Genomic DNA, 21,959 nt, shown 5'->3' on the forward strand with positions numbered 1-21,959 from the left:
AAGGAGGCTGCTATTTTTGGCTTTGGATCTGGAATTAGCTGAGATATTCATCCAGAACAAGCTGCAGGCAATTGAAATGTCACACCTTTATGTTCGTACTCAGAGCAAGAGTCTAGTTATTTTCTCAATGGAACAGGATGAAGAGGCTATAAGGGCTATTCTGACCCAGTTTAGTGGAGATGAATTTCTTCTAAGCATTGCTGACCCTCGAGGGGAGTGGCAGTTGATTCCGCACACTGGAACATTGACCGAAATGGTAGAAGTGTTGACCGATGAGCTGACTTTTGCTTTGGCTAGATGGCCCTGATTAATAGATATTAAAGCAAATGCCGCGCTAACCTCCCCCGTGAAGGGAAGATTAGCGCGGCATTTCTGTTTATGCTGAGTGCACTTATTACGATGCTCAAAGCGTTAAAGCACTTAAACGTTCTGACAACGCCTGAGTTATGGTTCCTGGTTTACCGCTCCCAATGACTGTGTCGTCATGATATCGGACGACAGGCATAACCTCCAAAGTCGTACTCGTCAGGAAAGCCTCATCCGCATTGCGAAGCTCCTCAGGAGTAAACGGCTGCTCGTGAAAGGGGATATCGAGCTCTTGGGCAATTCTTTTGACAGCTATCCGTGTAATCCCTGCCAAAATTTGATTGGTGAGTGGTGCGGTGCGGATAGCTCCTTTCTCAACAATGTAGATATTGGAGCTGGAGCCTTCGGTAACATATCCGTCCCGCACAAGAACGGCTTCTAAACAATCATTATCTGCTGCTACTTGTTTAGCCAAAATGTTCGGGAGCAGATTTAGAGATTTAATATGACAATTCAACCAGCGTTCATCAGGGTGCATCCATACCGCTGCACCGTTCTCCTTCAATTCGACTGGAGTGGCACGAGAAGGCTTGGCTGTCATTGAAATAGAAACAGGACAATTAGGAAAAGTATGATTTCTAGGGGCGATGCCCCTGGTCACCTGTAAATAAATATCGAGATCAGCAAGACCGCTTCTATCTATTAGTTGATGAATGATGGTCTGGAAGAACGCCCTGTCTGAATCCAACTGAAGTCGGATTGCCTCTGCGCTGCGATACAATCTGTCCAAATGCTCATCAAGCATAAAGGGCTTCCCGCCATATATTCTAATAACCTCATATACTCCATCTCCGAATTGATGTCCTCTTTCCTCAATAGGGAGAGCTGGCTCATCCAATGCTAGAAAAACACCATTTAAGTAGGCAATGCTCATGTGATTACCCTCCTTCCGTTTGCTAGTTCCAAACTAACCCATTAAGCTGCATTCGTCCAATCAAACAATTATATGTCGGCTATAACAAGAATTTTACCGAATTTTGTATTCATAGGTTGACTCGTTAAATAGTTCAATACTAGCGTCCTGCTGGCTAGTTTGGAGTTACAGATATCTCAGCTTCTATATCGAGGTCTATATCAAGATCTAACTCCGCTTCTAATTCCAATTCTAACTCGGCATCTATATCCGCATCTAGCTCCGCTTCTATGTCATCATAAGCTTCTATTTCGTTCCTCAGCTTGTCGTTTTCCTCTTTGATCGTTTTCAATTCCTTTTGTATTTGATCCAAGTCCTCTGAAGAATTATTGCCGGTTGAACAGCCGGAGAGAATAAGTGCCGTGAGAAGTAGAGTTGTGCAGAGTTTAATGATTGTCATTGCGCACCTCAATTAGTATTTTTTTCCTAGTAGTATAACACTTCTAGATGACAGATTACGACACATACTTTTTTGGAGGATTAGGTTGGGTCTGTTGTTTTTAATAATAAATATGCTTTTCACATCATTCTCTCATTTTCGCTCGCTATAATTAGCGTAGACCTGTAATGATTATCATTCTCATCATGCAACAATCAATGATTGTGTGACTAATGAGCGGAAGGTGGTGCGGTTATGGAACTGCGATCCATGCATGTGATTAGGCATAACCTTCGCAAACGTAATCCAAGGTGGAAGCATAGATCACTCCGAATGAAGTATTTAATTCTGGAGCTGTTAGGTGAGACAGAAAGCTTAACCGTACTAGAACTCACAGAGCTTCTGCCCAATAACTCCTTGTCCGTACGAAAAGTTATCCATGGCTTAATGATAAGTGGCTTAGTTGAAAGAGCTGAGGAAGATAGTGATCTGCTCGTCATAACGCTGTCTGGAGCCCGAGTGTTGAGGGCAGCGCTCAAAGAAAGGCGCGAGTGGCTGAAATGTAATCCAGATGTAGGTTCGAGTCACGGGCTAGCATTGTTAACTCAGTTTAATTCTAATGGCACTAAGGAAAGGACATTCGTATGAAAAAAGCTTCATCCTTTGAAATCGTGGCGGCAAGATGCTGGAATTTGCTCAACGAAGGTAAGCCGTTCACACCGATCTTCGTTGTTGGAACGTTTGCCCTTTTCCGGCTCGATCAATGGACGAACGGTGATTTCTGGCTAGCGGCGGGCTTAAGCCTGTTGCTGCTGCTGCCGTTGTTCGCTATCTATTATTATTTTGATTTTCCATTGTTACTGCGAAACTACTTATGGTTGCCGGTTGTAGCAGCTTTGCTCGTATGGGAGCCTCCGCATAATCTATCTCTTTATGCGACTGCCATTGGTTTATATTTCTTCTTTACCGTTTTCTTCTGGGGAACCCTGTATTATCGATTGCGAATTGGCACAACCTTGTGGAACTTTAAGCGGTTCTGGAAGCTTGTGCTCAAGAACAGTGATTCGACAAGCGGCAATGCACAGGAACAGCTACCGAAGCTGCTGTTGCTGCTGTTTCTATGGAATCATCTTTACATAGGCATCGATTTAACTGGTGAAGGGTATTTGTCGTCCACTCATTTCTCGGAAGCTGTCGTCCCTCTATATTTGTTCATTGGTTGTATTCTGCTGTTTGCCTGGATTCTCCATGCTAATTTGTTTGATTGGAAGCCGAAGGAAACAGCACCATTGACGGAAAGTCCGGATGCTACAGGCAAAGCGGTCAATGAGAAGGTCATTGTCATTGTGGTAGATGGGATGCGTAAAGAGCGGTTTGAAGAGGCTGATGCCCCATTCTTAAAGAAGCTTAGGGCAGAAGGAACGGAATATACACAGATGGAAACGGTTTATCCTGCTCGGACGGTCGTATGCTTCTCATCCATGTTCACCGGAGCTTATCCGAAGGAGCATGGAATCCGCTCGAATATGGTATGGAGGCTTGGCATTAGAGTTGAGAGCATCTTTGATTCGCTGCGCAAGGTGAATAAGAAAGGAAGACTGCTCGGTATTGCCCACCTGATCGACTCAATGGGCGACGATGTGGAGAGCGTGACCGCAGTCATGCACAATGATCGAGCTGACCGCAATATTATTGAGCGTGCCAAGAAAATCATGGCCGAGCAGGATCCTGATCTGCTTGTTGTTCAGCTAATCGGGGTCGATCAAACCGGTCATAGTAGAGGTGTGCTGTACGACGAATATTTACAAAAGATTGCAGAGGCCGATAGGCTGATCGAGGAATATGTAGGCTGGCTGAATGAACAGGGGATGATGCGTAATACGACGCTAATCCTATGTGCGGATCATGGGCAAGCCGATGGGATCGGGGGGCATGGACATCTAGATGAAGGGGAGAGATTCGTACCTTTTTTCCTTAATGGACCAACCATTAAGCAAGGCCACCGGGTAGACGAAAGACATTCTTTAATTTCAATGGCTCCTACACTTTCTTTCTTGCTGGGTGCACCTTACCCGAATGGAAGTCGTGGACGGGTTTTATCAGATGCATTCAAGCCGCAATCGAAATCGGGGAGCGGGGGAAAGGAGACAAGTAATGAAAGTAAAGGAACACAAGAAATTAGTCGTATTCATTCCAGCGCATAACGAGGAAGGCGACATCGGTGAGGTCATCTCCCGTATTCCTCGAAATTTTCACCCGGATTATAAAGTAGAGGTCGTTGTTATCGATGACGGGTCTTCGGATCAGACGGTAACTGTAGCTAAGCAGGCGGGAGCCGATCGTATTATCTCCTTCAAGGAGAATAGGGGGCTGGGAGCAGCAGTTAGAGAGGGGTTAGCTCAATGCTGTCTAATGGATGCGGATATTGGACTGATGATCGATGCAGACAATGAGTATCCCCCGGAGCAAATTCCTGAGGTCGTCGCTCCTATCATGGAGGGAAGTGCTGACTACACCTTTGGCTCAAGGTTCAAAGGCCGGATTAAGGGGATGAAGCTTCACCGGAGATTAGGGAATTATGCGTTTACGCTGCTGCAGTCATTATTGTTGAGAAAGTGGATTACGGATGGGCAATCGGGTATGCGTGGTTTTTCCCGGGAGGCAATGGAAAAGGCAGACATTATTCATGATTACAACTATGCGCAGGTAATAACCTTAAATTTGTTGAGACAAGGCTTTCGGCTGCAAGAGGTTCCTATTCATTACCAGGTAAGGACGAAAGGGCAGTCTTTTATTCGATTTCATAAGTACGTGATCTCTGTTTTGCCAGCCATCTACAAGGAAATGAGACGGCCTGTTAAACGAGTGCCAGCACCTGAAATAAGAAGGAAAGTGCAAGAGAATCTGATGTAAGGAGTTGTAAGAGATGCTTAGCTTAGCGGGAGGGGCAAGGAATGTCTCATCGATTCGTTCGGGGTATCATGTTATTCGCTGCCGTAGCCGTCCTCATTGGATTGTTTCTAGCGAATTTGACGTTGGCCAGTCCGTTCGTACGTTCATGGGATGAGGTTGACTTCGTATTCGCGCTGGACCGTTACGATTTACTTGCTATGCAGCCCCATTTTCCCGGATATCCGTATTTTATTGCTGGGGCGACAATCCTTCATCAATGGATTTCAGATCCGGTAAAAGCATTAATTACATTAAATGCATTACTTGCACTAAGCTCGGCTATCCCCATTGCTTTGTTGGCTAAGAGATATATGAGGCTCCAGACTGCAGCTTGGGCTTCTGTATGGATACTCACGATGCCTTATTTATGGCTCATGGGCTCAAGGCCGATGTCTGAATGCGCCGGAATAGCTGTGCTGTGGTGGTTTCTGTGGAGTGTAAGGGAGGCAGCAGAGAAACCGCGTTCGACCTGGCGTCATGCCGTCGCTTTGCTGTTATTTAGTCTACTAATGGGGATTCGGCTATCGTTCTTCCCATTCGGTATAGGTCTAGTATTACTCTGGCTACATCAATATAGAAGCTTCGCTGGTTATAGGGCACGAATTGCCCGGTTAATTCTCTCGATTGTCTCCGCGATAGGTGCTCAGTTGATCTGGGTGTCAGGACTTGTCATGTCTGAAGGGACATTAGGCGGCTTCTGGAAGCTGTCGAATGCCTTCGTTGCGGGCCACTTCTCGGAGTGGGGAGGGGGTATTACTGCGGCTGAAATGTCCCTCCCAGCAAGAATAGTTAAGCTTATTGCAAGCAATCTCATTACGGATGTGCTGCTTAGCCGTTCTATTGTTATCGGAGCTTTCTGTTTTGTGCTGCTCTTATTGATTGTTTGGGGATTAGGTTTGCTGCGAGAAAAAAAACCGGAAAGTGGCGCGGAACTAAGGTACGGCCTATGGCTCGGCATTTGTGTTGCAGCTTATGTGTTGTGGGCGCTACTTGGTCAGAATATTGAGAAGCCACGTCATATCGCACCGATTGCAGGGCCATTAATGTTAGCGTTCTATATTCTGGCTATTAGAACATCCCAATCTTTGACCCAATCGGTAACAGCTACCCGAAGTAAATACTTGTTCATTGCTGTTGGTAGGGGAATTTGCTTTACATTGGCGGCGGTCGTAATCTCTCAAATCGTGCATGGGGCAAATTTACTTAAAATGCAGGCTAATGAGAAACCAGCAGTTTACCAGATGCATGAGTATATGGATGAACTGAAGCAGCCGCTCATTGTATACACCTGGGAAGAAACCCGCGTGCTTCAGTACTTGCATGCCGATTACGAGCACCGCAGAATTCTGACCTTTAATTATTTCAATGCGCTAGCAGATGCTAATCCCGAACGTAAAGTGCTTCTTACTGATCATGTGCTGGAGGGCTTCTACCTTCAGAATGCCAGCATTCGAGACTATGTTGATCCCATCGCACAATTTAGCTCGAGCTCTTTATTTGACCCGGTATACTCCCAAATCACATTGTACGAATGGAAAAAGCACAATTAGATTTCAAGATAAGCTACATAGGCAAGGGAGAGTGTTCAAGTGTCTAAATGGATTAGACTCGGACTGGTCGCTATGCTTCTACTCTTATGGGTCGCTCCAGTCCAAGTATCGGCTTATTCCTACGGGGATGCCAACACGGAGGATATCGCCGAAACCTTTAAGCTCATTGAAGCTTCATTAAGTGGGGCTTCACCGAATTGGAAAACGGTAAGAGAAGCATATAAGACACGCCGGTCGGAAATTAAGTCCCACTTCGGTGAAGCAGTTGCAATAACGCTTGATAAGAACATAGAAGCAAAGGAAGCCGAGCTTCTGACGGCCAATTTCAAGGCTGTGCTTGTTTTAAATCTGGATCGTCGGTTCACCTATGCCTCGAAGGATGTGAAGGACTATGCCGGGGCAAAGCTTCTACTAGCTAAAGCCAAGGCGACCTTCGATACGCTAGCTCCTTACATCTCTTCTGGTACAGATGAGATCAATAAAGCGTTTGACGATGCGTTAGATGCACTTGGAAATCCCGGCTTGTTCGGAGTAGGGAAGAAGGAGGTAGATCCTGAAACCTTCAAGGAAAGAGTAGGCTTCATCCATAAGAAGGTTAAGCCGCTGTTTCCATATAAGGCGTATGTTAAACCAGCGCCAGAGGTGAAGGAACAGGAAAAGCTACCGGTTAAGCCACAGGAAAAGCCTACACCGAGCAAAGAGCCTGTAGCATCTATTCAGCCATCTCCTGACAAAGAGCCTGTTGTGGAGGAAGTAGTCGCAACACCCGAAGCGCCGGCAACTCCTAGCGCTAGCGCAACTCCAAGCCCTAGCCCTAGCGAAGAGCCTCAGGAAGAGGTTCCCTCGAGTCCAGAGGAAACAGCTTCAGAATCTGCTTCAGCTTCCCCTAGTGAAGAACTCGCCGAGCCAACGCCGTCTGAACCTGAACCCAGTGAGACACCAAGTGATGCCGAGCATGCTCCAATGGAGCGGGCCGACAAGACGAACACGGGTGTAACGGTGCTCGTAATTGGTGGAGTAATCGTGCTCGGTGGTGGAGTGTTCTGGTTTATCCGTAAAAAAGGATTCATTTAATTTTATTTTAACTATAAGAGGAGAGATTTCATTGCGTAAATTATTGTCTACCGTACTTAGTCTTACCCTTGCTCTATCAACTGTGTTCATGTTAGCTTCGGTCGTTAGCGCCGAATCCAAGTTCAAGATTACTGAGGATGCGGAGCTTGCAGCTCGCATTAAAGCGTTCGCAGAAATTAAAGAACTGTTCACTGACAAGACGGATCTTGCAGCAGTAAAAGCATTCTATGAGAGCCATTTCCAAGCAGAAACCAAACGAATTGATGCCACGATCAAAGCTGATGATCCGAAGATCGACGAGAACATTTTATTCGTACTCAATAATGCGATTAAAGGAACACTGAACGCAAACCAAGCCAAGCAAGCCGTAGACAAAGGGCTTCAGTGGTACTTCTATTTTGCACTGCGTGATTTGATTAGCAATAAAGTTAGACCTGCAATAGCTAAAGAAGATTTCACTACAGCTAAAGTAGAGTTCGATAAAGTCGTTCAAATCTACGAGGGCGTTATTCAAAGCACGGTTACGAAACGGGACGGTACTTATAGCTTAGATATGGTCGGAATTCTCAAGGGAACGATCGATCAATTGCTTAAGGATATCGCAGATAAGAACGCGAATGATTTCAACGTACATCGCCAGGTGCTAGACAAAACGATTATCAAAACCTACGCGCTAGCAACGTTTACTTATGCGACCAACATTCCGAAGAAACCAGCTGCTGATCAACCAACTGCAGTAACTGAAGGCTACTTCTTATTTCTTCCGGTTTATACCTACTTAAGAGGAGGCAGCCCGGACGATGCAAACTATGTTCTAAATACATTTGCTTCTGGAGACGCCAGTAAGGTAGATCCGGATAAAATCCAAGCGGCCCTTCAGCGCACAATGATCGGTAAGGTATCCGAATATGTAACGAATGCTTATGTGAAGTTGGCGGCTGGTGACCTGCAAGGAGCTCGCGGCTACGCTATGGAAGGCAACATGTTCTTATCTACTCAAGAAGTATTTTTCTCCAAAGAGGATTACGCTTCCGCTGCGAATTACGCACAACAGTTTGCTACTGCGGTTGATAACTCCAATCTGGCAGCAGCAAAATCAGCTTCCTATCAAATGCTGAAATACCTCGTCGTTAAAGACGGTATTCAATTAACGATCGGTGAGAAATCCTATTCGGTTGATGGTCAAGCCCGCACAGCGACAAGTGCACCTTATATTACTAGCAAAACTTACCGTACGCTCGTTCCTGTTCGTTTGATTGCAGATGCAATTAATGCGGAAGTAAGCTACGTAGGCGCTACGAAAACAGTAAAAATCGTCAAAGACGGCAAAACAACTGAGCTGAAGGTCGGCTCTGATGTAATCGTTCAGGATGGCAAGGCTAATGAAACCGTTAAGCTGGATCAACCAGTTGTTCTCGATAATGGCAGTGCATTCATTCCACTCCGCGCTGTCGCTGAGCTCTTCGGCAAAAGAGTGTTCAATGACAAGAAAGAAATTATCATATTGAGATAATCTAGCTCCTATCCGGGACGCTTGCGCTTATTGCGCAAGTGTCTTCCGGGTATTATTTCACATGATGATGAGGGGAGATATGAAATGGATTTACAGTCTTTTCTGATTACCTTTCGGGAAGCGCTCGAAGCGATCCTGATTGTTGGCGTAATCTTAACTTACTTGAAAAAAATCGAGCAAAAACAATGGAATAAGTGGGTATGGGTAGGGGTTGTTCTTGCTTTAATCGCGAGCTACGGTGTGGCACTCGTATTTCAAACTGTCCTTACGGGATTTGCCACAATGGGCAGTCAGAATTATTTGAAGATCGGAATAATGCTTGTTTCCTGCGTGCTGCTGTCGCATATGGTTCTGTTCATGAGCCAGCAAAGTCGGAATTTGCAAGGTAAGGTGGAAAATAAAATTACAGCGATCCTCACGGTCGGTGGGGCGCTTAACATGATTGCCCATTCCTTTCTTGTTGTCGTTAGGGAAGGTGTGGAGACTGTATTTTTCTTTGCAGCTATAACGGGCGGGGATATCCAGAAGGCTCTGCAAAGCTGGGGCGCATTGTTCGGATTGCTGCTCGCAATCGTTATCGGCTGGTTATTTTTCAAGAGCACGAAGAAGATTCAATTAAAAACTTTCTTCCGAATAACAAGCATTTTCCTCATGATGATCGCTGGAGGGCTCCTCGTCCAAGCTGTCGGAATTATGCAGGATATTGGCATGATGGGGACGGTTTACAAGACACCCGGCGGAGAGGTCGGCGAGCTGTATAATCTGACGGCTATTATGCCTGAGCATCCCTTGGATGAGGTGCAGTACTTACGTGATACTGGTAATCAGCCACTCATTAACGGACAGGTAGGCATTTTCTTCAAAGCATTTTTAGGCTACACGCAGAATCCATCGGTAGAGGAATTTGTTCTATATTGGGCTTTTTATCTCGTTATTCTTATTCTTCTGGGCATGCAGAAGAAGCGTCACGAGAAGGTGAACCAAGAGCTTAATCAAGATGCGGCATAAGCAAAACAAGCGAGAATCACACATCAGTCATCAGTCATCTTGAGGAGGGAACTACAATTGAAAATAGGAATTATAGGCTTCGGCCATGTGGGTAAGGCGATGTTTAAGCTGTTTCCCGAAGCAGCCATTTACGATGAACCTCTTGAGCTGGGAAGCCGTTCGGATATGAGCGAGGTAGATGCGGCATTCGTCTGTGTGCCTACCCCTGAGGCTTCAGATGGAAGCTGCGATACATCACTTGTCGAGGAAGTAATCGATTGGCTTGAAGCCAAGGTCATCATTATTCGTTCAACTGTTTCAGTAGGCTTCACAGAGCGTTTAGTAGCAGCGACGGGCAAGCGTATCGTTTTCCAGCCAGAATATTATGGAGAGACCGCAGCGCATCCTTTTGCAGAGCTTGCCTCTCGTTCATGGTTAACCTTCGGCGGAGCTACTCAAGACGTCAAGCTAGCAGTGAAAGCTTATCAAAGCATCTGCAATGCCGAGGTGAAGTTTGTCCTAACGGATGCACGTACAGCAGAGCTAGCTAAGTATATGGAAAACTGCTATTTAGCGTTAAAAGTTACGTTCTGCAATGAATTTTACAATATTGCCGAAGCCTTTAATGTCGATTACAACGAATTGCGAGAGGTATGGCTTGAAGATCCGAGAATAGGAAGAAGCCATACCTTCGTCTACGAGGACAATCGTGGTTTTTCGGGCAAATGCTTGCCTAAGGACTTGAATGCAATGATTCATCAATCGGAAAATCAGGGGCTCGATGTTGGACTGCTCCGCTCTGTGCGGGAAAGAAACAAAGGCTTTTTTCAAAACAAGGATTGAAAACGCTGTAAATTTGCAATAGAATGGGACTTATAATGATAATCATTATCAATTAAGTGCGTCCCATTTGTTATGGTTCTTCCGGCCTTACAATTAAGCATGGGTCATGCGGAAGGAAGGGATAGCATGAAAAAGATACTGCTCATTGAAGACGAGAGAAATATGTCACGCTTTATCGAGCTGGAGCTTAGCCACGAATCCTTTGCTGTGACTGTCGCATCAGAGGGGAATTCAGGGCTCCAAATCGCATTAGCGGAGGACTGGGATATTATTCTACTAGATCTCATGCTGCCAGGAATAGATGGTCTTGAAATATGCAAGCAGATTCGCTCTGTGAAGTACACACCGATCATTATGCTCAGTGCAAGGGACAGTGTAACAGACAGAGTATCGGGGTTAGACTGCGGTGCTGACGACTATCTTCCGAAGCCCTTTGCCATTGAGGAGCTGCTAGCGCGAATGCGAGTAGTGCTCAGAAGGCAACAGGAAATTCAGGGGGACAGGCTCCCCGTACTTGTCTTTCAAGATTTAAGCCTGGATCCGAACACGAGAATCGTTCTTCGGGCTGGTAAGCCAATCGAACTGACCAAACGGGAATATGACTTGTTAGCCGTATTCTTGAGCAATGCAAATCGTGTGCTGGATCGGGAAACTTTGTTGGATAAGGTATGGGGCTTCGAAGCAGTCGTAGATACGAACGTAGTGGATGTGTATGTCCGCTACCTACGCCGCAAAATCGATGTTTCCAGCGAGAATGGCTACATACAAACTTTAAGGGGCATCGGATACGTGATGAGAAAATGAGCTTAAAGCGATGGATGGGCTTCTACTCCCGCATGCCAGTTAAACTCAAGCTGACCTTAGGGTCGGCTGTTTTGCTTACGATGCTGTTCGTAGGCTACAACGCGCTTCAATACGTTCTCATGGAGAAGTGGATGATCCAGCGAGAGAAGAGTAATGCGCAGCGAAACATGAACGGCATCCTTAATTATTTTCTTGAGCGGGAGTCCGGGTTTACACAGGAGCAGCTCCCCGAGATTCGGCACTATTTGGATAAGATTAATCGAGACGACCAACGGATTCGAATTATGGATGCTAAAGGGAAGCCTGTCATTACCGTAACGAATAATGTGTCCGAGCAGTGGGTGGAGCCGCAGCCGATTTCCCGGCAGGAGGTTTTTATTTCTAGAGGGGGCGAGCATACTCTTCTAGTGATGAGAAGTCCGTTAACGATCTTTGAGTTTAAGGGCACGATTGAGATCGTTAAGAGCATGGCGGAATATGAGGAGTGGAGTGCAGCTATCTCTCGCTTTATGGTTTATTTTACATTGGCTGCGGTAGTGTTAAGCGTTCTGGTTGGCTGGCTATTGTCCTGGAGGCTGCTTAAGCCACTTCAGGCTATGGCGCAGACGATTAGGAATGTTAAAAATAAAGGGCTGCATGAGCGGACGAAGCCCCCCGCCAATGGGGATGAAATATCGACCCTCATGCTATTGTTCAATGAAATGATGGATCAGGTAGAAGAAGCTTTCCGTCAGCAGAGTAGATTTGTTGAGGATGCATCTCACGAGCTCAGAACGCCAATTGCCATCATTGAGGGCCATCTGGCATTGCTGCAGAGATGGGGCAAAGAGCATCCAGCCGTCCTTGAAGAGTCCCTTCAGGCTTCGCTACAGGAGTTCACCCGCTTGAAGGGTCTTGTACTAGAGCTGCTAGCTTTGTCCCGTGCTGAGAAAAATAGCCTAGCTCCTACCCCCTTATTAACGGACTTAGATGATCACATTAGGGTAATGGTCAAACGAGTAGCTCCAATCTATCGAGGCTTCCAACTGGTAACGAAGCTAGAACCACTGGGTGGCGCGACAGTTCTCATATCCGTTGAGCACCTTGAGCAAATTATGCTCATCATTATAGATAATGCCGTTAAATATTCCCTTCATAATACAACCATTTTAATTTCACTCATGTTGCGCGGCGAGTATGTATGCCTTGATATTACCGACTACGGAATAGGTATTCCAGCCAAGGATTTACCTTACGTAATGGACCGTTTCTATCGGGTTGATAAAGCTAGAAGCCGGGATATGGGAGGCAACGGCTTAGGCCTTGCGATTGCTAAGCGTTTAGTTGAACGTTACAAAGGGAAGCTTGAGATCGACAGTCGAGAAGCTGTGGGTACGACAGTATCTATTATCCTTCCTATTTCAACAGATGGGGAGCAACGATTGGAAGGTGCCGTTTAATGAAGGGAGGGGATTTAATGAAGCGGATTACGATAATGGTTGTGATGATGCTGATTTGTGCGGGCTGCGGAATAAGTGGCTCTGGGAAAATGGGGCAAGAAAACGCTCAGCAGTCAAATGACGGCTCGCAGCTCCAAACCCATGCTTCCGTGAGGAAGGGGCAAGCCGTTACCGTATATACGGCTAGACATTACGCGGCGGACACCGCTTTGTTCGCTGCCTTCACCAAGGAAACCGGTATTGAGGTAAACGAGATAAAAGGCACGGCTGAGGAATTGGTTGAGCTGATGAAGCGGGAGGGAGAGTCATCCGATGCGGATCTCTTTTTCACCGTGGATGGAGGAGTATTAAACTATGCTAAACGCAGTGGCGTGCTTAAGCCTCTTTTTTCAGATAAGATAGATCAACAGGTTCCTCCGAAGTGGCGGGAACCCGAGCATTATTGGATTGGTGTTACCACACGGGCAAGGGTGATTGTCTATGCGAAGGATAGGGTTCGGAGAGAGGAATTATCAACCTACGAGAGTTTAACCGAAGATAAATGGAAGGGTAGGGTTCTCGTTAGATCCCACTCCAATTTGTACAATCAATCTCTACTCGCGTCATTTATTGCCCTGAATGGAGAAGAGCGTGCGGAGCAATGGGCAAACGGCATCGTTAAAAATCTAGCACGTGCTCCTGAAGGGGGAGACCGGGACCAAGCAAAAGCAATTGCTGAGGGTATCGGGGATGTCGCGATTATGAACACGTATTACGTGGGTCAGCTTTCGGTATCAGCCGATTCGGCGGAGGCACGTATTCCGGACGGGCTGGGTGTGTTCTTTCCTAATCAAGAGACGACAGGGGCACATCTTAATATAAGTGGGATCGGTCTCGCTCGCTATTCCAGTAACGAAGGAAATGCCTTGAAGCTGGTCGAATATATGACGAGCAAGGAAGGTCAGTCGCTATTGGCGCAAGGGAGCTTCGAATTTCCGGTTAATGAGGATGCGGAGGTGCCGGAGCTATTAAAATCTTGGGGAACCTTTAAGACTCAGAAGCTCGATTTTGCTGATTTCGAGACATATAGACAGAAAGCGATTGGCATATTTGAAAGAGTAGGCTGGTTGTAAGGCAATGAAATAAATATGGAAAAGGAATAAAACATATGGGCGGCGAGCGGATAGGTGTACTTGGGGCAGGAATCGGCGGATTAATTGCAGCGATCTATTTGGCACAAGCGGGATATCAAGTAACTATCCTAGAGAAGGCTGCTTACGCAGGGGGTAGTGCTGGTCATTATACTCGTGGTGGGCGAACCTATCCAACTGGGGCAACAATGGCTTATGGACTAGAATCCAATGGGATTTTTCGCGAATTGTTAGATGAGATTGGCGTGGATATCCATGCTGTTGCTATGGAGCATGCCGTGGATGTCGTTCTCCCTGACCGTACGGTGTCACTCTATCAGGATCGACAGCTATGGGAACAGGAGCTAGCTGCTGTATTCCACGAGCGGTCGGACTCCGTGCTACGCTTCTGGAGGGAGCTTTCTCAGGTAGCGGAGCAGGTAATTGCAGTTACTAGATCCCGGGTTGCTTTTCCTCTTAACCGACTTTACCAGCTCGGTAGCTTCCCTAAGCTCATTCTCCGCAAGCCAATTAAGCTGCTGCGACTAGCTCCTTACAGCCTACAAACAGTTGAAGACTTACTTCGTAAGCATGGCTTAAGTGACTATACTGTTTTTCGCTCCTTCCTGAATGCTCAGCTAGTCGATGCCGCTCAGACGGATTGTAAGCATGCAGCTCTTCTGCCCTCGGCGCTTGCACTGGATATTTATCGCTATGGAAGCTTTGCCATTGAGGGAGGCTTCGGTGGTCTTGTTGAGAAATTGGAGGAGCGATTTATTCAGCTTGGAGGGCAGCTGCTACATCGTAAGCCGGTGACAGAGATGCGTTATGAGAGTAAGCAGTGGCTAATTAGCAGTAGAACACAGGAGTACGTATTTGACACAATCGTTAACGCAACGGGCCTCCAATGGGACGGAAAAGCATTAGTCGAAGCTGAGACGATTGAGGGCTGGGGAGCTTTCAGAATTGATGCTATCGTATCGGAGGAACTGACTAATCAGCTGCATCAAACATTAACGAAATTAGGGCATCCGTTTGCTTGGCAGATCGTTCCAACTCAAGATCAGAAGCTGCTTCCGGAGAGTAATGGCCCCGTATATGTGACCGCTCATCCTGCCGCTAATGATGATAATCAGGAACGCGCTAGGGAGATTCTGCTCACCATTTCAGTTCATTTACCAGCGAGAGACTGGAAGGGGAAAGAGAAAGCCGATTATAACTTGGCTAAAGAGAGTATGATTACGGCAATCGTGAGTGAGGTCGAGAAGGTTTATCCAGAATTTCGTCAGCATTTAATACATATACAGGCTGGAACACCAACGACTTATAAGAAGTATGTCGGTAAAAGCCGAGTGGGAGGCTTTCCACTTACCGTCCGTAATGCCATTCGTAAGCCTAGTGGCAGTAAGGGAGCTCATCCGGCGTTAGTGTTTGCAGGCGAGCAAGTATTCCCCGGGCCCGGAACACTCTCAGCAGCGCTAAGCGGATTTTATGCAGCCCGTGCGGTAATGGGACGGAACCCAAATAAGGCTAGGAGGATTAACCGATGAACTTGTTTCAGATGAAATCGACTACAGATGGGGTCAATCGCATGGCGGCTTACCTCGAGCATAACTATGTAAGTATTGGCTGGTCAGGCTTAGGCGACTTGGAAAATTCGAGCAGGGAGGAATTGAAGGAGCGCTTAGCTAGTGTCTATAATGTTCATGGCCAAGAGCTAGAAGCTGCATTGGAGGAGGTTAGCACCTTCGTACATGACATGACGGATGGAGATTATGTCATAGTTGGCGATGAGGACGAGGTGCATTTGGGTGATCTAGGTGATTATTTTTATGTAGGCAGTCTTGAAGCTGAAGAAGTAGATGGGAGTCATAGGAGAGGAGTAACTTGGTTAAAGAGTCTTCCTCGCTTAGAGCTGAAAGGCGAGCTGCAGCATTTGCTCAACCATTCTAGCAACGTATCGAGATTTGGTTTGCCCGTTACCTCCACTTTAATAGAAAGCTGGTTATCTAAGTCATTGGAAGAAACGGGAAATCAGATGCGAGTCGACCCGAAGCTTGTTGAGGAAGCGCTCCATATACTAAGTCAGGCTATGCGCAGTGAGGACATGGATCGTCGGGAACGGGCTGCAATAGCCATATTACAATATGCACAGCCCCGTCTTAATATTTAAGAGTTATACGAAGAAGCTTGTCGTTAGTTCCGGACCGGGTATAGTTTTCATACGTATAACTGACGCCAGAGAGCCCCTTCTGGGCGGCGAAAGCTTTTTTCATGTCGGACATAAGGGTGGCCCCTCTTGTATATCGAATAACCAATTCCTTCTGGCGTTTGCTTACCGCTGCGGTGATTTTGTCTGTTAGACTCTTTAAGCTTGTTGCTGTATAGGCGTCGGTGAGATAGAGATAACCCAACTGCTCGTATAGCTTATTATAGAAGGCTGCCTTGGACGAATCTTTTTTGGCTAGCGAGCTTAGTGTCTGATCGTACGAAGTTACAGCTTTAGGATAAAGGGAGGACCTTTCCCATCTGTGGTCTTTCTCAATCTGAGCATCCGTTAAATTGTAATAGCTATAATCCACTCTACCTTTAACATCTGGCACGGGATCATCCCAAGTCGTGTCAAGATGGTACCACTTGCCGTCTAGCTGGACTAGGTTCCAGGTATGAGCAATCCCTCGCGACGTGCCTTCAACGATTTTCACCGGAATACCAGCCTGATTCATCATCTCATAGGTCAGGACAGCGTAGCCTTGACAGACGGTTTTGCCGTTAACAAGACCATCATAAGCAGAGTGCGCGATGAGGCGGGTATCATAAGCGACGCGAGTAACAATCCAGTCGTGAATGGCTTTAACCTTCTGATGATCATTCATCCCACGGGTCAAAATTTGATCCAGTGTTTTGGCAACTATTTTCTTAACCTCATTCGTCTGAGCTAAGGTTTCCCAATAGGTAAACTGGAAAGTTATATTTGCTGTATCGTCCTCTATAGTAGCATCGTAACCAAAGGTCTTAACCGTATAATGCATATAATCGTCTGATTGAACGGCTGCGTTCAAAGTGTCTCGTATATTCTGCTTTAGAGTAGCTCTTGGTGCGGAATAAGTGACAGTAAGTGAGCTGAGACGCTCATTTAGCGCATCTATAATTTCTTGCTGAAGCTCATCCTGTGATGTCGAGCTTTCTGCTGCTCGTACTATTGAGGGCTTGAATTCTGCTGTAATGTAGCTAGTCCCTAATAGAACTGCACATGCGAGTAAAATTGATCTTATATTCACAGTGACCTAACCTCCTTCATACGGGTTAAAAATAAAACAAAAAAGACTCTATTTCCAGAGTCTGCCGCGTGTGGAATATTCGTGGCAGCCCGGCGGTCGTAACCTTGATGGTCTGTAGATCCGTAGCTTTGCGTCCTAGCGTTTCCACTAGTTTGCCTTTTATAGTTATTGCTTGCAATATACCACAATAAACGAACTATTTCGAGCAAATAGTATTTATGAATTCATTCACACAATTGACTCATAACGATATAAAACCTTTTTTTAATTGTGACAATCGTTTGGTTTTTCAGTTCAAACCCCTTATATTTAGGTATATATAACCAAACAATAGAGGCTAAGCAGCATGGAGGGAATATGATGGGATCACAAAAGGTTGGAAAGAGGCTTAAGATTACTATACGGAGAAAGCTTTTATTCGTATGTTCTTTGCTTATGGTTGTTCCTATTCTTGTTTTAGGAGGAGTAACCTACATCCAAATAACGAAAGAGACGACCACTCTGCTAGAGAACGGGCTGAAGAACAGCGTAGAGATGGCCGGTGAGGTATTAACCTCCTTGAACAATTCCGTCCGTAACGGGTCCATGACTTTGGAGGAAGCGCAGGAAAGTTTACGAGTAATTCTTTTGGGTGATAAACAGAAGGATGGACAACGCACAATTAATAAAGCGATCGATTTGGGAGAGAACGGTTATTTCTTCATTCTTGATGAAAAGGGAACCCTATTGGCGCATCCTAAGCTTGAGGGACAGAATATATGGGATAAAGAGGCCTCTGATGGGACTTACTACATACAGGACATGGTGAAAGCTGCGAAAAATGGCGGAGGATTTACGCATTATGACTGGCCTCTCCCGGAATCCACAAAGGAAGCAAGTAAAGTTGTGTTTGCGAATTTATCTCCCGAGTGGGGATGGGTTATTGCAGCGGGTTCTTATGAGCAGGATTATAACGGTGTTCAGAAGAGTATTATGAAAACAATGGTCATTACGCTCGGAATTTGTTTGCTAATAGGAAGCAGCATTCTAACGTTCTTTGCCCTTCATATCTCGCGACCTATTATACGAATTTCAGAGCAAGCGCAACGTATGGCAGATGGAGACTTAAGTGGGGAGGATGTTATTGTCACAAGCAAGGATGAGGTTGGATTGCTTACTGCCTCATTCAACAGCTTGAATAACAATCTCAAGGAGCTCGCTGGTAACCAACTGTTAAGCGCCAATGCTTTGGCATCATCCTCTGCTCGGTTATCGAATATTATCGGAGAGACAGTGCAAGCCGTTCACCAGTCTTCGCAATCTCTTTCTGAGCTTGCTATTAACAATGAAACACAAGCAGTTAGCATTGAGGAAACCTCTAGGGCAATGGAAGAGATGACGGACGGTATAGGGCGCATTGCCTCTTCCTCCACAACGACATTCGAAGCATCAGCGGCGACGTTAGAAGAAGCGGAAGCAGGTAATGAGCTCATTATGCAATCCTCTGCACAGATGAAGTCAGTGAGCCGAACAGTCGCTGATCTCAGTGCAGTCATTCATCAGCTCAACGAACGTTCCCACCAAATAGGTGAGATTGCTGTAGCGATCAGGGATATTTCCTCACAGACGAATCTTCTGGCTCTGAACGCTTCAATAGAAGCAGCCAGAGCGGGAGAGCACGGCAAAGGCTTCGCCGTCGTCGCTAGTGAAATTCGTAAGCTCGCCGAGCGCTCTGATGAATCCGCAGCACAGGTAACTGAGCTGATCGAACATATCGTCGAGGATATTACAGATGCAGGCTTAGCTATGCAGAAGGGTGAGCATGAGGTAGTAGCAGGGGCAGCCTCCATTAATCTAACAGGAGAAGCTTTTGCTCGAATTCTTGAGGCGACTCGTAGTGTCGTAGGTCAAGCTGAGGAAGCATCGGCTGCGGCAGAGGAGATGTCAGCCAGCGCTCAGGAAATTTCAGCGTCATTGCAGCAGATGGAAAGTGTTTCATCGAAATCCTCAGGAGCGGCAAATAGTATATCGGCAGTATCTGAGGAGCAGCTGGCTTCCTTGGAGGAAATCTCAGCGTCGGCCAACAATCTAACCCAAATGTCGGACAATATGAAGCAGCTATCCAATAAATTCAAGATTTAGCTTGGAAGCACCGTCAACATTAACAGGTTCACGAAGGGGAGAACGATTGTGACTCGAGTGTATGGTATTCCAACCTCACGGACAGCCAATTTCATCAAGTTTCAACGGGACCCCCTTGGGTTTCTGGTAGATGCATTGCCAATGGGTGATGTTGTATCGTTGAGGACTAGCTCGTTGCGCCCTACTTTTGTTGTGAATTCACCTGATTTTGTCCAAGAAATTCTTGTGCATCAAGAGCAGCATTTCCGCAAGGGGAGAAGCTCTAACGTTCTGCGCAGAACCATTGGGGACGGTCTTCTAACCTCAGAGCATTCGGTTCATAAGCAGCAGAAGAAATATTTAATACCCGTATTCTATAAGGAACGCATTCAGACTTATGCTCAGATTGTTCGGGATGAAACCTTGCGACTTGCGGATTCTCTTGAGGAGGGGCAGCCTGTTCCGATGCATGAGATTATGATGCAGCTGACGCTGGGAATTATCGCGCGTAGCTTGTTCAACACCGAGCTTGCTGGAGACAAGGCTGAGCTTGCGGAAGCGGTGGATGTGACCATTCGTCAGAGTGCGGGTACTATCTTTTCACCTATTATTTTACCCTTCTCTGTTCCAACGCCAGGTAATGTCAGGCATAAACGGGCTATTCGGACTTTGGAGGCCATGATATATGAGACGATATCGAAGGCAAAACAAGACCCAGAAGCTTATGCGGACACCATGCTGGGGCTATTGCTCGATACGAAGGATGAGTCAGGGGGCTCTCTGAGCGACCAAGAAATTCGTGATCAGATGATGACGATGCTGTTAGCTGGACATGAGACGACGGCCAATGCTCTAGTATGGGCTTGGTACTGTCTGGAGCGTACTCCGGACGCATTGCATCGCATGTATGCGGAGCTGAATCAGATTAGAGAGAAGGAAGAGCAGTCTGGCCAGCAACTGACTGCTTATGAGCATTATCGGGAGATGAGCTTCACTAAGCAGATCGTGCAAGAGACGCTTCGACTGTATCCTCCAGCGTGGGCAATTCTTCGGGAATCAAACCGTGCGTTGGATATGTTGGGGGATCATTTTCCGAACAATAGCAGCTTTCTAATCAGTCCCTATGCAATCCATCGGAATGACAAGGTGTTCGGTGATGCTTCCTCATTCCGCCCAGACCGGTTTGATGGTGGGGTGTCTCAATGGGCTCGATTTGCTTATTTTCCGTTCGGAGGTGGCTCCAGGGGATGCATTGGCTCGCAGTTTGCCTTACTCGAAGCCGGTCTCATTATGGGCACACTTGCTGAAAAATTTGAGTTCACATCCTCTCCCGGACAAGGTGAGGCCATACCAGAGCCCCTAGTATCCCTGCGCATAAAAAATGGTCGGTGGATGGTGCCGAAGCGTAGGTAGTGGGGCAGCGGGTGAGTGGTAACGGATAAGATAAGTGGATAAACGATACCGGTGATGGCAGTGGATAAGCAGCAAAGTTAAAGGGTAGCGGATAAACAGTAACTGTCCCTGCATTGGATGATGAGTAGTAGTGGATTCACAGTTACTATGTCGGCATCGTTATCCGCAATGGCTTTAATTAGCCTAGCGTGAGCTGTCAGTCGAATATTTATCGTGCTCTCCTAATATCTCCCGCACGACATTCCGCACCATTTTTACCTGATCAGGCATCTGGTTTCTCAAGGTTGTTAGAATTTCCTGCAAATCAGATTCGGACTCTGTACGCTTCTCTTCTTCATCAAGATAGGTAAACAATTGTGCTATACTCACGTCTAATGCGGCGGAGATCTTAGCGAGATTAAGGAGGGAGATATTTTTCTCTCCTCTTTCAATCTGTCCAATATAGGAATAATGAAAGCCACCCTTCTCCCCCAGCAGCTCCTGCGACATGTCACGTTCTTTCCTGAGGCTTCGAATACGTTTCCCCACGAGCTTAAGAATATTGATTTCCATCCTATTTTTCACACCTCTTTAATTAAGGCAATTATTAATAACGTTAAGCTATGTATGTGTACATAAAGGTGCTTGTAGTGCAGTAAAACTCAGCTCTGATTAAAGTGTAGAGAAACGGCTGAAGGGAATGAATGAGTCGATGAATATAGTTTTTGATAAAAATAGTATTCATTGATATTATTTAAAGCTATAATTAAGATGTTAAGTTATTAATGGGCTGAATTATGGTGTTCATTAATATCATTTCCGATGGTACGGATTGTATTCTATGTCACTTGAGAATGAGGGAAGAGTGATGCTGTTACCGATGCTGAATACAAAAGGGGACTTCTGTTTGTTGGATGCGCAGAACATTGTTTATTTGCAGACCAACGGGGCAGGGGAACTAGCTATCTATTCCTATGATGAAAAATATAGAGTGTTATCCAAGGTGAAGGATTGGACTTTGCTGCTGCAAGATGCGGGGTTTATCCGGATAGACCGAGGGACAGTTGTGAACACAAGAAGTATTGAGGCCTTTGACGCGGACTTAAATGTGATAAAGCTGAGGACAAGCAACGGGGGACTATGGGTGCCTGTTTCCCGCAAAATGAATCAGGAAGTAGCGAATCATTTTCCACAAAAATAATACACACTAACGTTTAGATTAGTTGAGATTAGTCAAATCTAGTAAAGGAATCAAAT

The 21,959-nt window shown here is 46.1% G+C and carries 21 protein-coding genes and 1 riboswitch; of the genes, 17 read left to right on the plus strand and 4 right to left on the minus strand.

Going from position 1 to position 21,959, the window contains the following annotated elements; all coding sequences use genetic code 11:
• Positions 1-16: 16 nt before the first annotated feature.
• A complete protein-coding gene (locus KCTCHS21_RS03680; RefSeq protein ID WP_130605178.1) occupies positions 17-307 on the plus strand; it encodes a hypothetical protein in 291 nt (96 codons plus the stop codon).
• A 96-nt stretch (positions 308-403) separates the two neighbouring features.
• Here KCTCHS21_RS03680 and dat read toward each other — a convergent pair whose 3' ends face one another.
• Together dat and KCTCHS21_RS03690 are read right to left on the minus strand one after the other, a co-directional pair.
• Entirely contained in the window at positions 404-1,240 is an 837-nt protein-coding gene (gene dat / locus KCTCHS21_RS03685) for a D-amino-acid transaminase (protein ID WP_130605179.1), read from the minus strand.
• Positions 1,241-1,394: 154 nt separating this feature from the next.
• Positions 1,395-1,679 (minus strand): hypothetical protein, encoded by a 285-nt coding sequence (locus tag KCTCHS21_RS03690; RefSeq protein ID WP_130605180.1) that lies wholly within the window; start codon positions 1,677-1,679, stop codon positions 1,395-1,397.
• A 234-nt stretch (positions 1,680-1,913) separates the two neighbouring features.
• Here KCTCHS21_RS03690 and KCTCHS21_RS03695 point away from each other — a divergent pair, with 234 nt between their 5' ends.
• From KCTCHS21_RS03695 to KCTCHS21_RS03755, 13 genes are all read left to right on the plus strand, one after another.
• Positions 1,914-2,306, plus strand: coding sequence for a hypothetical protein (locus tag KCTCHS21_RS03695; RefSeq protein WP_130605181.1), 393 nt, complete (start codon positions 1,914-1,916; stop codon positions 2,304-2,306).
• Complete coding sequence (locus KCTCHS21_RS03700) at positions 2,303-3,862, plus strand: alkaline phosphatase family protein (protein WP_130605182.1); 1,560 nt, start codon at positions 2,303-2,305, stop codon at positions 3,860-3,862. The genes KCTCHS21_RS03695 and KCTCHS21_RS03700 overlap by 4 nt, the downstream gene beginning before the upstream one ends.
• A complete protein-coding gene (locus KCTCHS21_RS03705) occupies positions 3,813-4,571 on the plus strand; it encodes a glycosyltransferase family 2 protein (protein ID WP_130605183.1) in 759 nt (252 codons plus the stop codon). The genes KCTCHS21_RS03700 and KCTCHS21_RS03705 overlap by 50 nt, the downstream gene beginning before the upstream one ends.
• Positions 4,572-4,612: 41 nt before the next feature.
• A complete protein-coding gene (locus KCTCHS21_RS03710) occupies positions 4,613-6,160 on the plus strand; it encodes a hypothetical protein (RefSeq protein ID WP_130605184.1) in 1,548 nt (515 codons plus the stop codon).
• A 39-nt stretch (positions 6,161-6,199) separates the two neighbouring features.
• Entirely contained in the window at positions 6,200-7,234 is a 1,035-nt protein-coding gene (locus KCTCHS21_RS03715) for a hypothetical protein (protein ID WP_130605185.1), read from the plus strand.
• 31 nt (positions 7,235-7,265) lie between these two features.
• Entirely contained in the window at positions 7,266-8,747 is a 1,482-nt protein-coding gene (locus tag KCTCHS21_RS03720) for a stalk domain-containing protein (RefSeq protein ID WP_130605186.1), read from the plus strand.
• Positions 8,748-8,831: 84 nt separating this feature from the next.
• On the plus strand, positions 8,832-9,755 hold the full coding sequence (locus KCTCHS21_RS03725; RefSeq protein WP_130605187.1) for an FTR1 family iron permease: 924 nt from the start codon (positions 8,832-8,834) through the stop codon (positions 9,753-9,755).
• Between the two features lie 57 nt (positions 9,756-9,812).
• A complete protein-coding gene (locus KCTCHS21_RS03730; protein WP_130605188.1) occupies positions 9,813-10,577 on the plus strand; it encodes a Rossmann-fold NAD(P)-binding domain-containing protein in 765 nt (254 codons plus the stop codon).
• Positions 10,578-10,703: 126 nt separating this feature from the next.
• Positions 10,704-11,381: a response regulator transcription factor gene (locus tag KCTCHS21_RS03735; RefSeq protein WP_130605189.1), complete on the plus strand. Its 678-nt coding sequence runs from the start codon at positions 10,704-10,706 to the stop codon at positions 11,379-11,381.
• Positions 11,382-11,413: 32 nt separating this feature from the next.
• Entirely contained in the window at positions 11,414-12,820 is a 1,407-nt protein-coding gene (locus KCTCHS21_RS03740; protein WP_232058061.1) for a HAMP domain-containing sensor histidine kinase, read from the plus strand.
• Between the two features lie 17 nt (positions 12,821-12,837).
• Positions 12,838-13,932: an extracellular solute-binding protein gene (locus KCTCHS21_RS03745; RefSeq protein ID WP_232058062.1), complete on the plus strand. Its 1,095-nt coding sequence runs from the start codon at positions 12,838-12,840 to the stop codon at positions 13,930-13,932.
• Between the two features lie 35 nt (positions 13,933-13,967).
• Positions 13,968-15,479, plus strand: coding sequence for a phytoene desaturase family protein (locus tag KCTCHS21_RS03750; RefSeq protein ID WP_130605192.1), 1,512 nt, complete (start codon positions 13,968-13,970; stop codon positions 15,477-15,479).
• Positions 15,476-16,102, plus strand: coding sequence for a hypothetical protein (locus KCTCHS21_RS03755; RefSeq protein ID WP_130605193.1), 627 nt, complete (start codon positions 15,476-15,478; stop codon positions 16,100-16,102). The genes KCTCHS21_RS03750 and KCTCHS21_RS03755 overlap by 4 nt, the downstream gene beginning before the upstream one ends.
• Here the strand turns inward: KCTCHS21_RS03755 and KCTCHS21_RS03760 are convergent.
• Complete coding sequence (locus tag KCTCHS21_RS03760) at positions 16,092-17,210, minus strand: transglutaminase domain-containing protein (protein ID WP_130605194.1); 1,119 nt, start codon at positions 17,208-17,210, stop codon at positions 16,092-16,094. The two genes, KCTCHS21_RS03755 and KCTCHS21_RS03760, sit on opposite strands and share 11 nt — an antisense overlap.
• Positions 17,211-17,290: 80 nt before the next feature.
• Positions 17,291-17,377, minus strand: a riboswitch (cyclic di-GMP riboswitch).
• 268 nt (positions 17,378-17,645) lie between these two features.
• On the opposite strand from KCTCHS21_RS03760, the gene KCTCHS21_RS03765 reads away from it, so the two are divergent.
• On the plus strand, positions 17,646-19,331 hold the full coding sequence (locus KCTCHS21_RS03765; RefSeq protein ID WP_162309261.1) for a methyl-accepting chemotaxis protein: 1,686 nt from the start codon (positions 17,646-17,648) through the stop codon (positions 19,329-19,331).
• A 48-nt stretch (positions 19,332-19,379) separates the two neighbouring features.
• The gene (locus KCTCHS21_RS03770) at positions 19,380-20,723 is read left to right on the plus strand and encodes a cytochrome P450 (protein ID WP_130605196.1); all 1,344 of its coding nucleotides are present in this window, start codon (positions 19,380-19,382) and stop codon (positions 20,721-20,723) included.
• Between the two features lie 183 nt (positions 20,724-20,906).
• Here the strand turns inward: KCTCHS21_RS03770 and KCTCHS21_RS03775 are convergent, their stop codons facing one another.
• Complete coding sequence (locus KCTCHS21_RS03775; protein WP_130605197.1) at positions 20,907-21,275, minus strand: helix-turn-helix domain-containing protein; 369 nt, start codon at positions 21,273-21,275, stop codon at positions 20,907-20,909.
• A gap of 295 nt (positions 21,276-21,570) precedes the next feature.
• On the opposite strand from KCTCHS21_RS03775, the gene KCTCHS21_RS03780 reads away from it, so the two are divergent.
• Positions 21,571-21,903 (plus strand): LytTR family DNA-binding domain-containing protein, encoded by a 333-nt coding sequence (locus KCTCHS21_RS03780; RefSeq protein ID WP_157993939.1) that lies wholly within the window; start codon positions 21,571-21,573, stop codon positions 21,901-21,903.
• Positions 21,904-21,959: the final 56 nt, after the last annotated feature.

The organism is Cohnella abietis (assembly GCF_004295585.1).
GTDB classification, from domain to species: Bacteria; Bacillota; Bacilli; order Paenibacillales; family Paenibacillaceae; genus Cohnella; species Cohnella abietis.

Coding starts and splice junctions, on each gene's coding strand:
- dat (WP_130605179.1), bottom strand. CDS start 1,240: ATGAGCATTGCCTACTTAAATGGTGTTTTTCTAGCATTGGATGAGCCA.
- KCTCHS21_RS03690 (WP_130605180.1), bottom strand. CDS start 1,679: ATGACAATCATTAAACTCTGCACAACTCTACTTCTCACGGCACTTATT.
- KCTCHS21_RS03695 (WP_130605181.1), top strand. CDS start 1,914: ATGGAACTGCGATCCATGCATGTGATTAGGCATAACCTTCGCAAACGT.
- KCTCHS21_RS03700 (WP_130605182.1), top strand. CDS start 2,303: ATGAAAAAAGCTTCATCCTTTGAAATCGTGGCGGCAAGATGCTGGAAT.
- KCTCHS21_RS03705 (WP_130605183.1), top strand. CDS start 3,813: ATGAAAGTAAAGGAACACAAGAAATTAGTCGTATTCATTCCAGCGCAT.
- KCTCHS21_RS03710 (WP_130605184.1), top strand. CDS start 4,613: ATGTCTCATCGATTCGTTCGGGGTATCATGTTATTCGCTGCCGTAGCC.
- KCTCHS21_RS03725 (WP_130605187.1), top strand. CDS start 8,832: ATGGATTTACAGTCTTTTCTGATTACCTTTCGGGAAGCGCTCGAAGCG.
- KCTCHS21_RS03735 (WP_130605189.1), top strand. CDS start 10,704: ATGAAAAAGATACTGCTCATTGAAGACGAGAGAAATATGTCACGCTTT.
- KCTCHS21_RS03740 (WP_232058061.1), top strand. CDS start 11,414: ATGCCAGTTAAACTCAAGCTGACCTTAGGGTCGGCTGTTTTGCTTACG.
- KCTCHS21_RS03745 (WP_232058062.1), top strand. CDS start 12,838: ATGAAGCGGATTACGATAATGGTTGTGATGATGCTGATTTGTGCGGGC.
- KCTCHS21_RS03750 (WP_130605192.1), top strand. CDS start 13,968: ATGGGCGGCGAGCGGATAGGTGTACTTGGGGCAGGAATCGGCGGATTA.
- KCTCHS21_RS03755 (WP_130605193.1), top strand. CDS start 15,476: ATGAACTTGTTTCAGATGAAATCGACTACAGATGGGGTCAATCGCATG.
- KCTCHS21_RS03765 (WP_162309261.1), top strand. CDS start 17,646: ATGGTTGTTCCTATTCTTGTTTTAGGAGGAGTAACCTACATCCAAATA.
- KCTCHS21_RS03775 (WP_130605197.1), bottom strand. CDS start 21,275: ATGGAAATCAATATTCTTAAGCTCGTGGGGAAACGTATTCGAAGCCTC.
- KCTCHS21_RS03780 (WP_157993939.1), top strand. CDS start 21,571: ATGCTGTTACCGATGCTGAATACAAAAGGGGACTTCTGTTTGTTGGAT.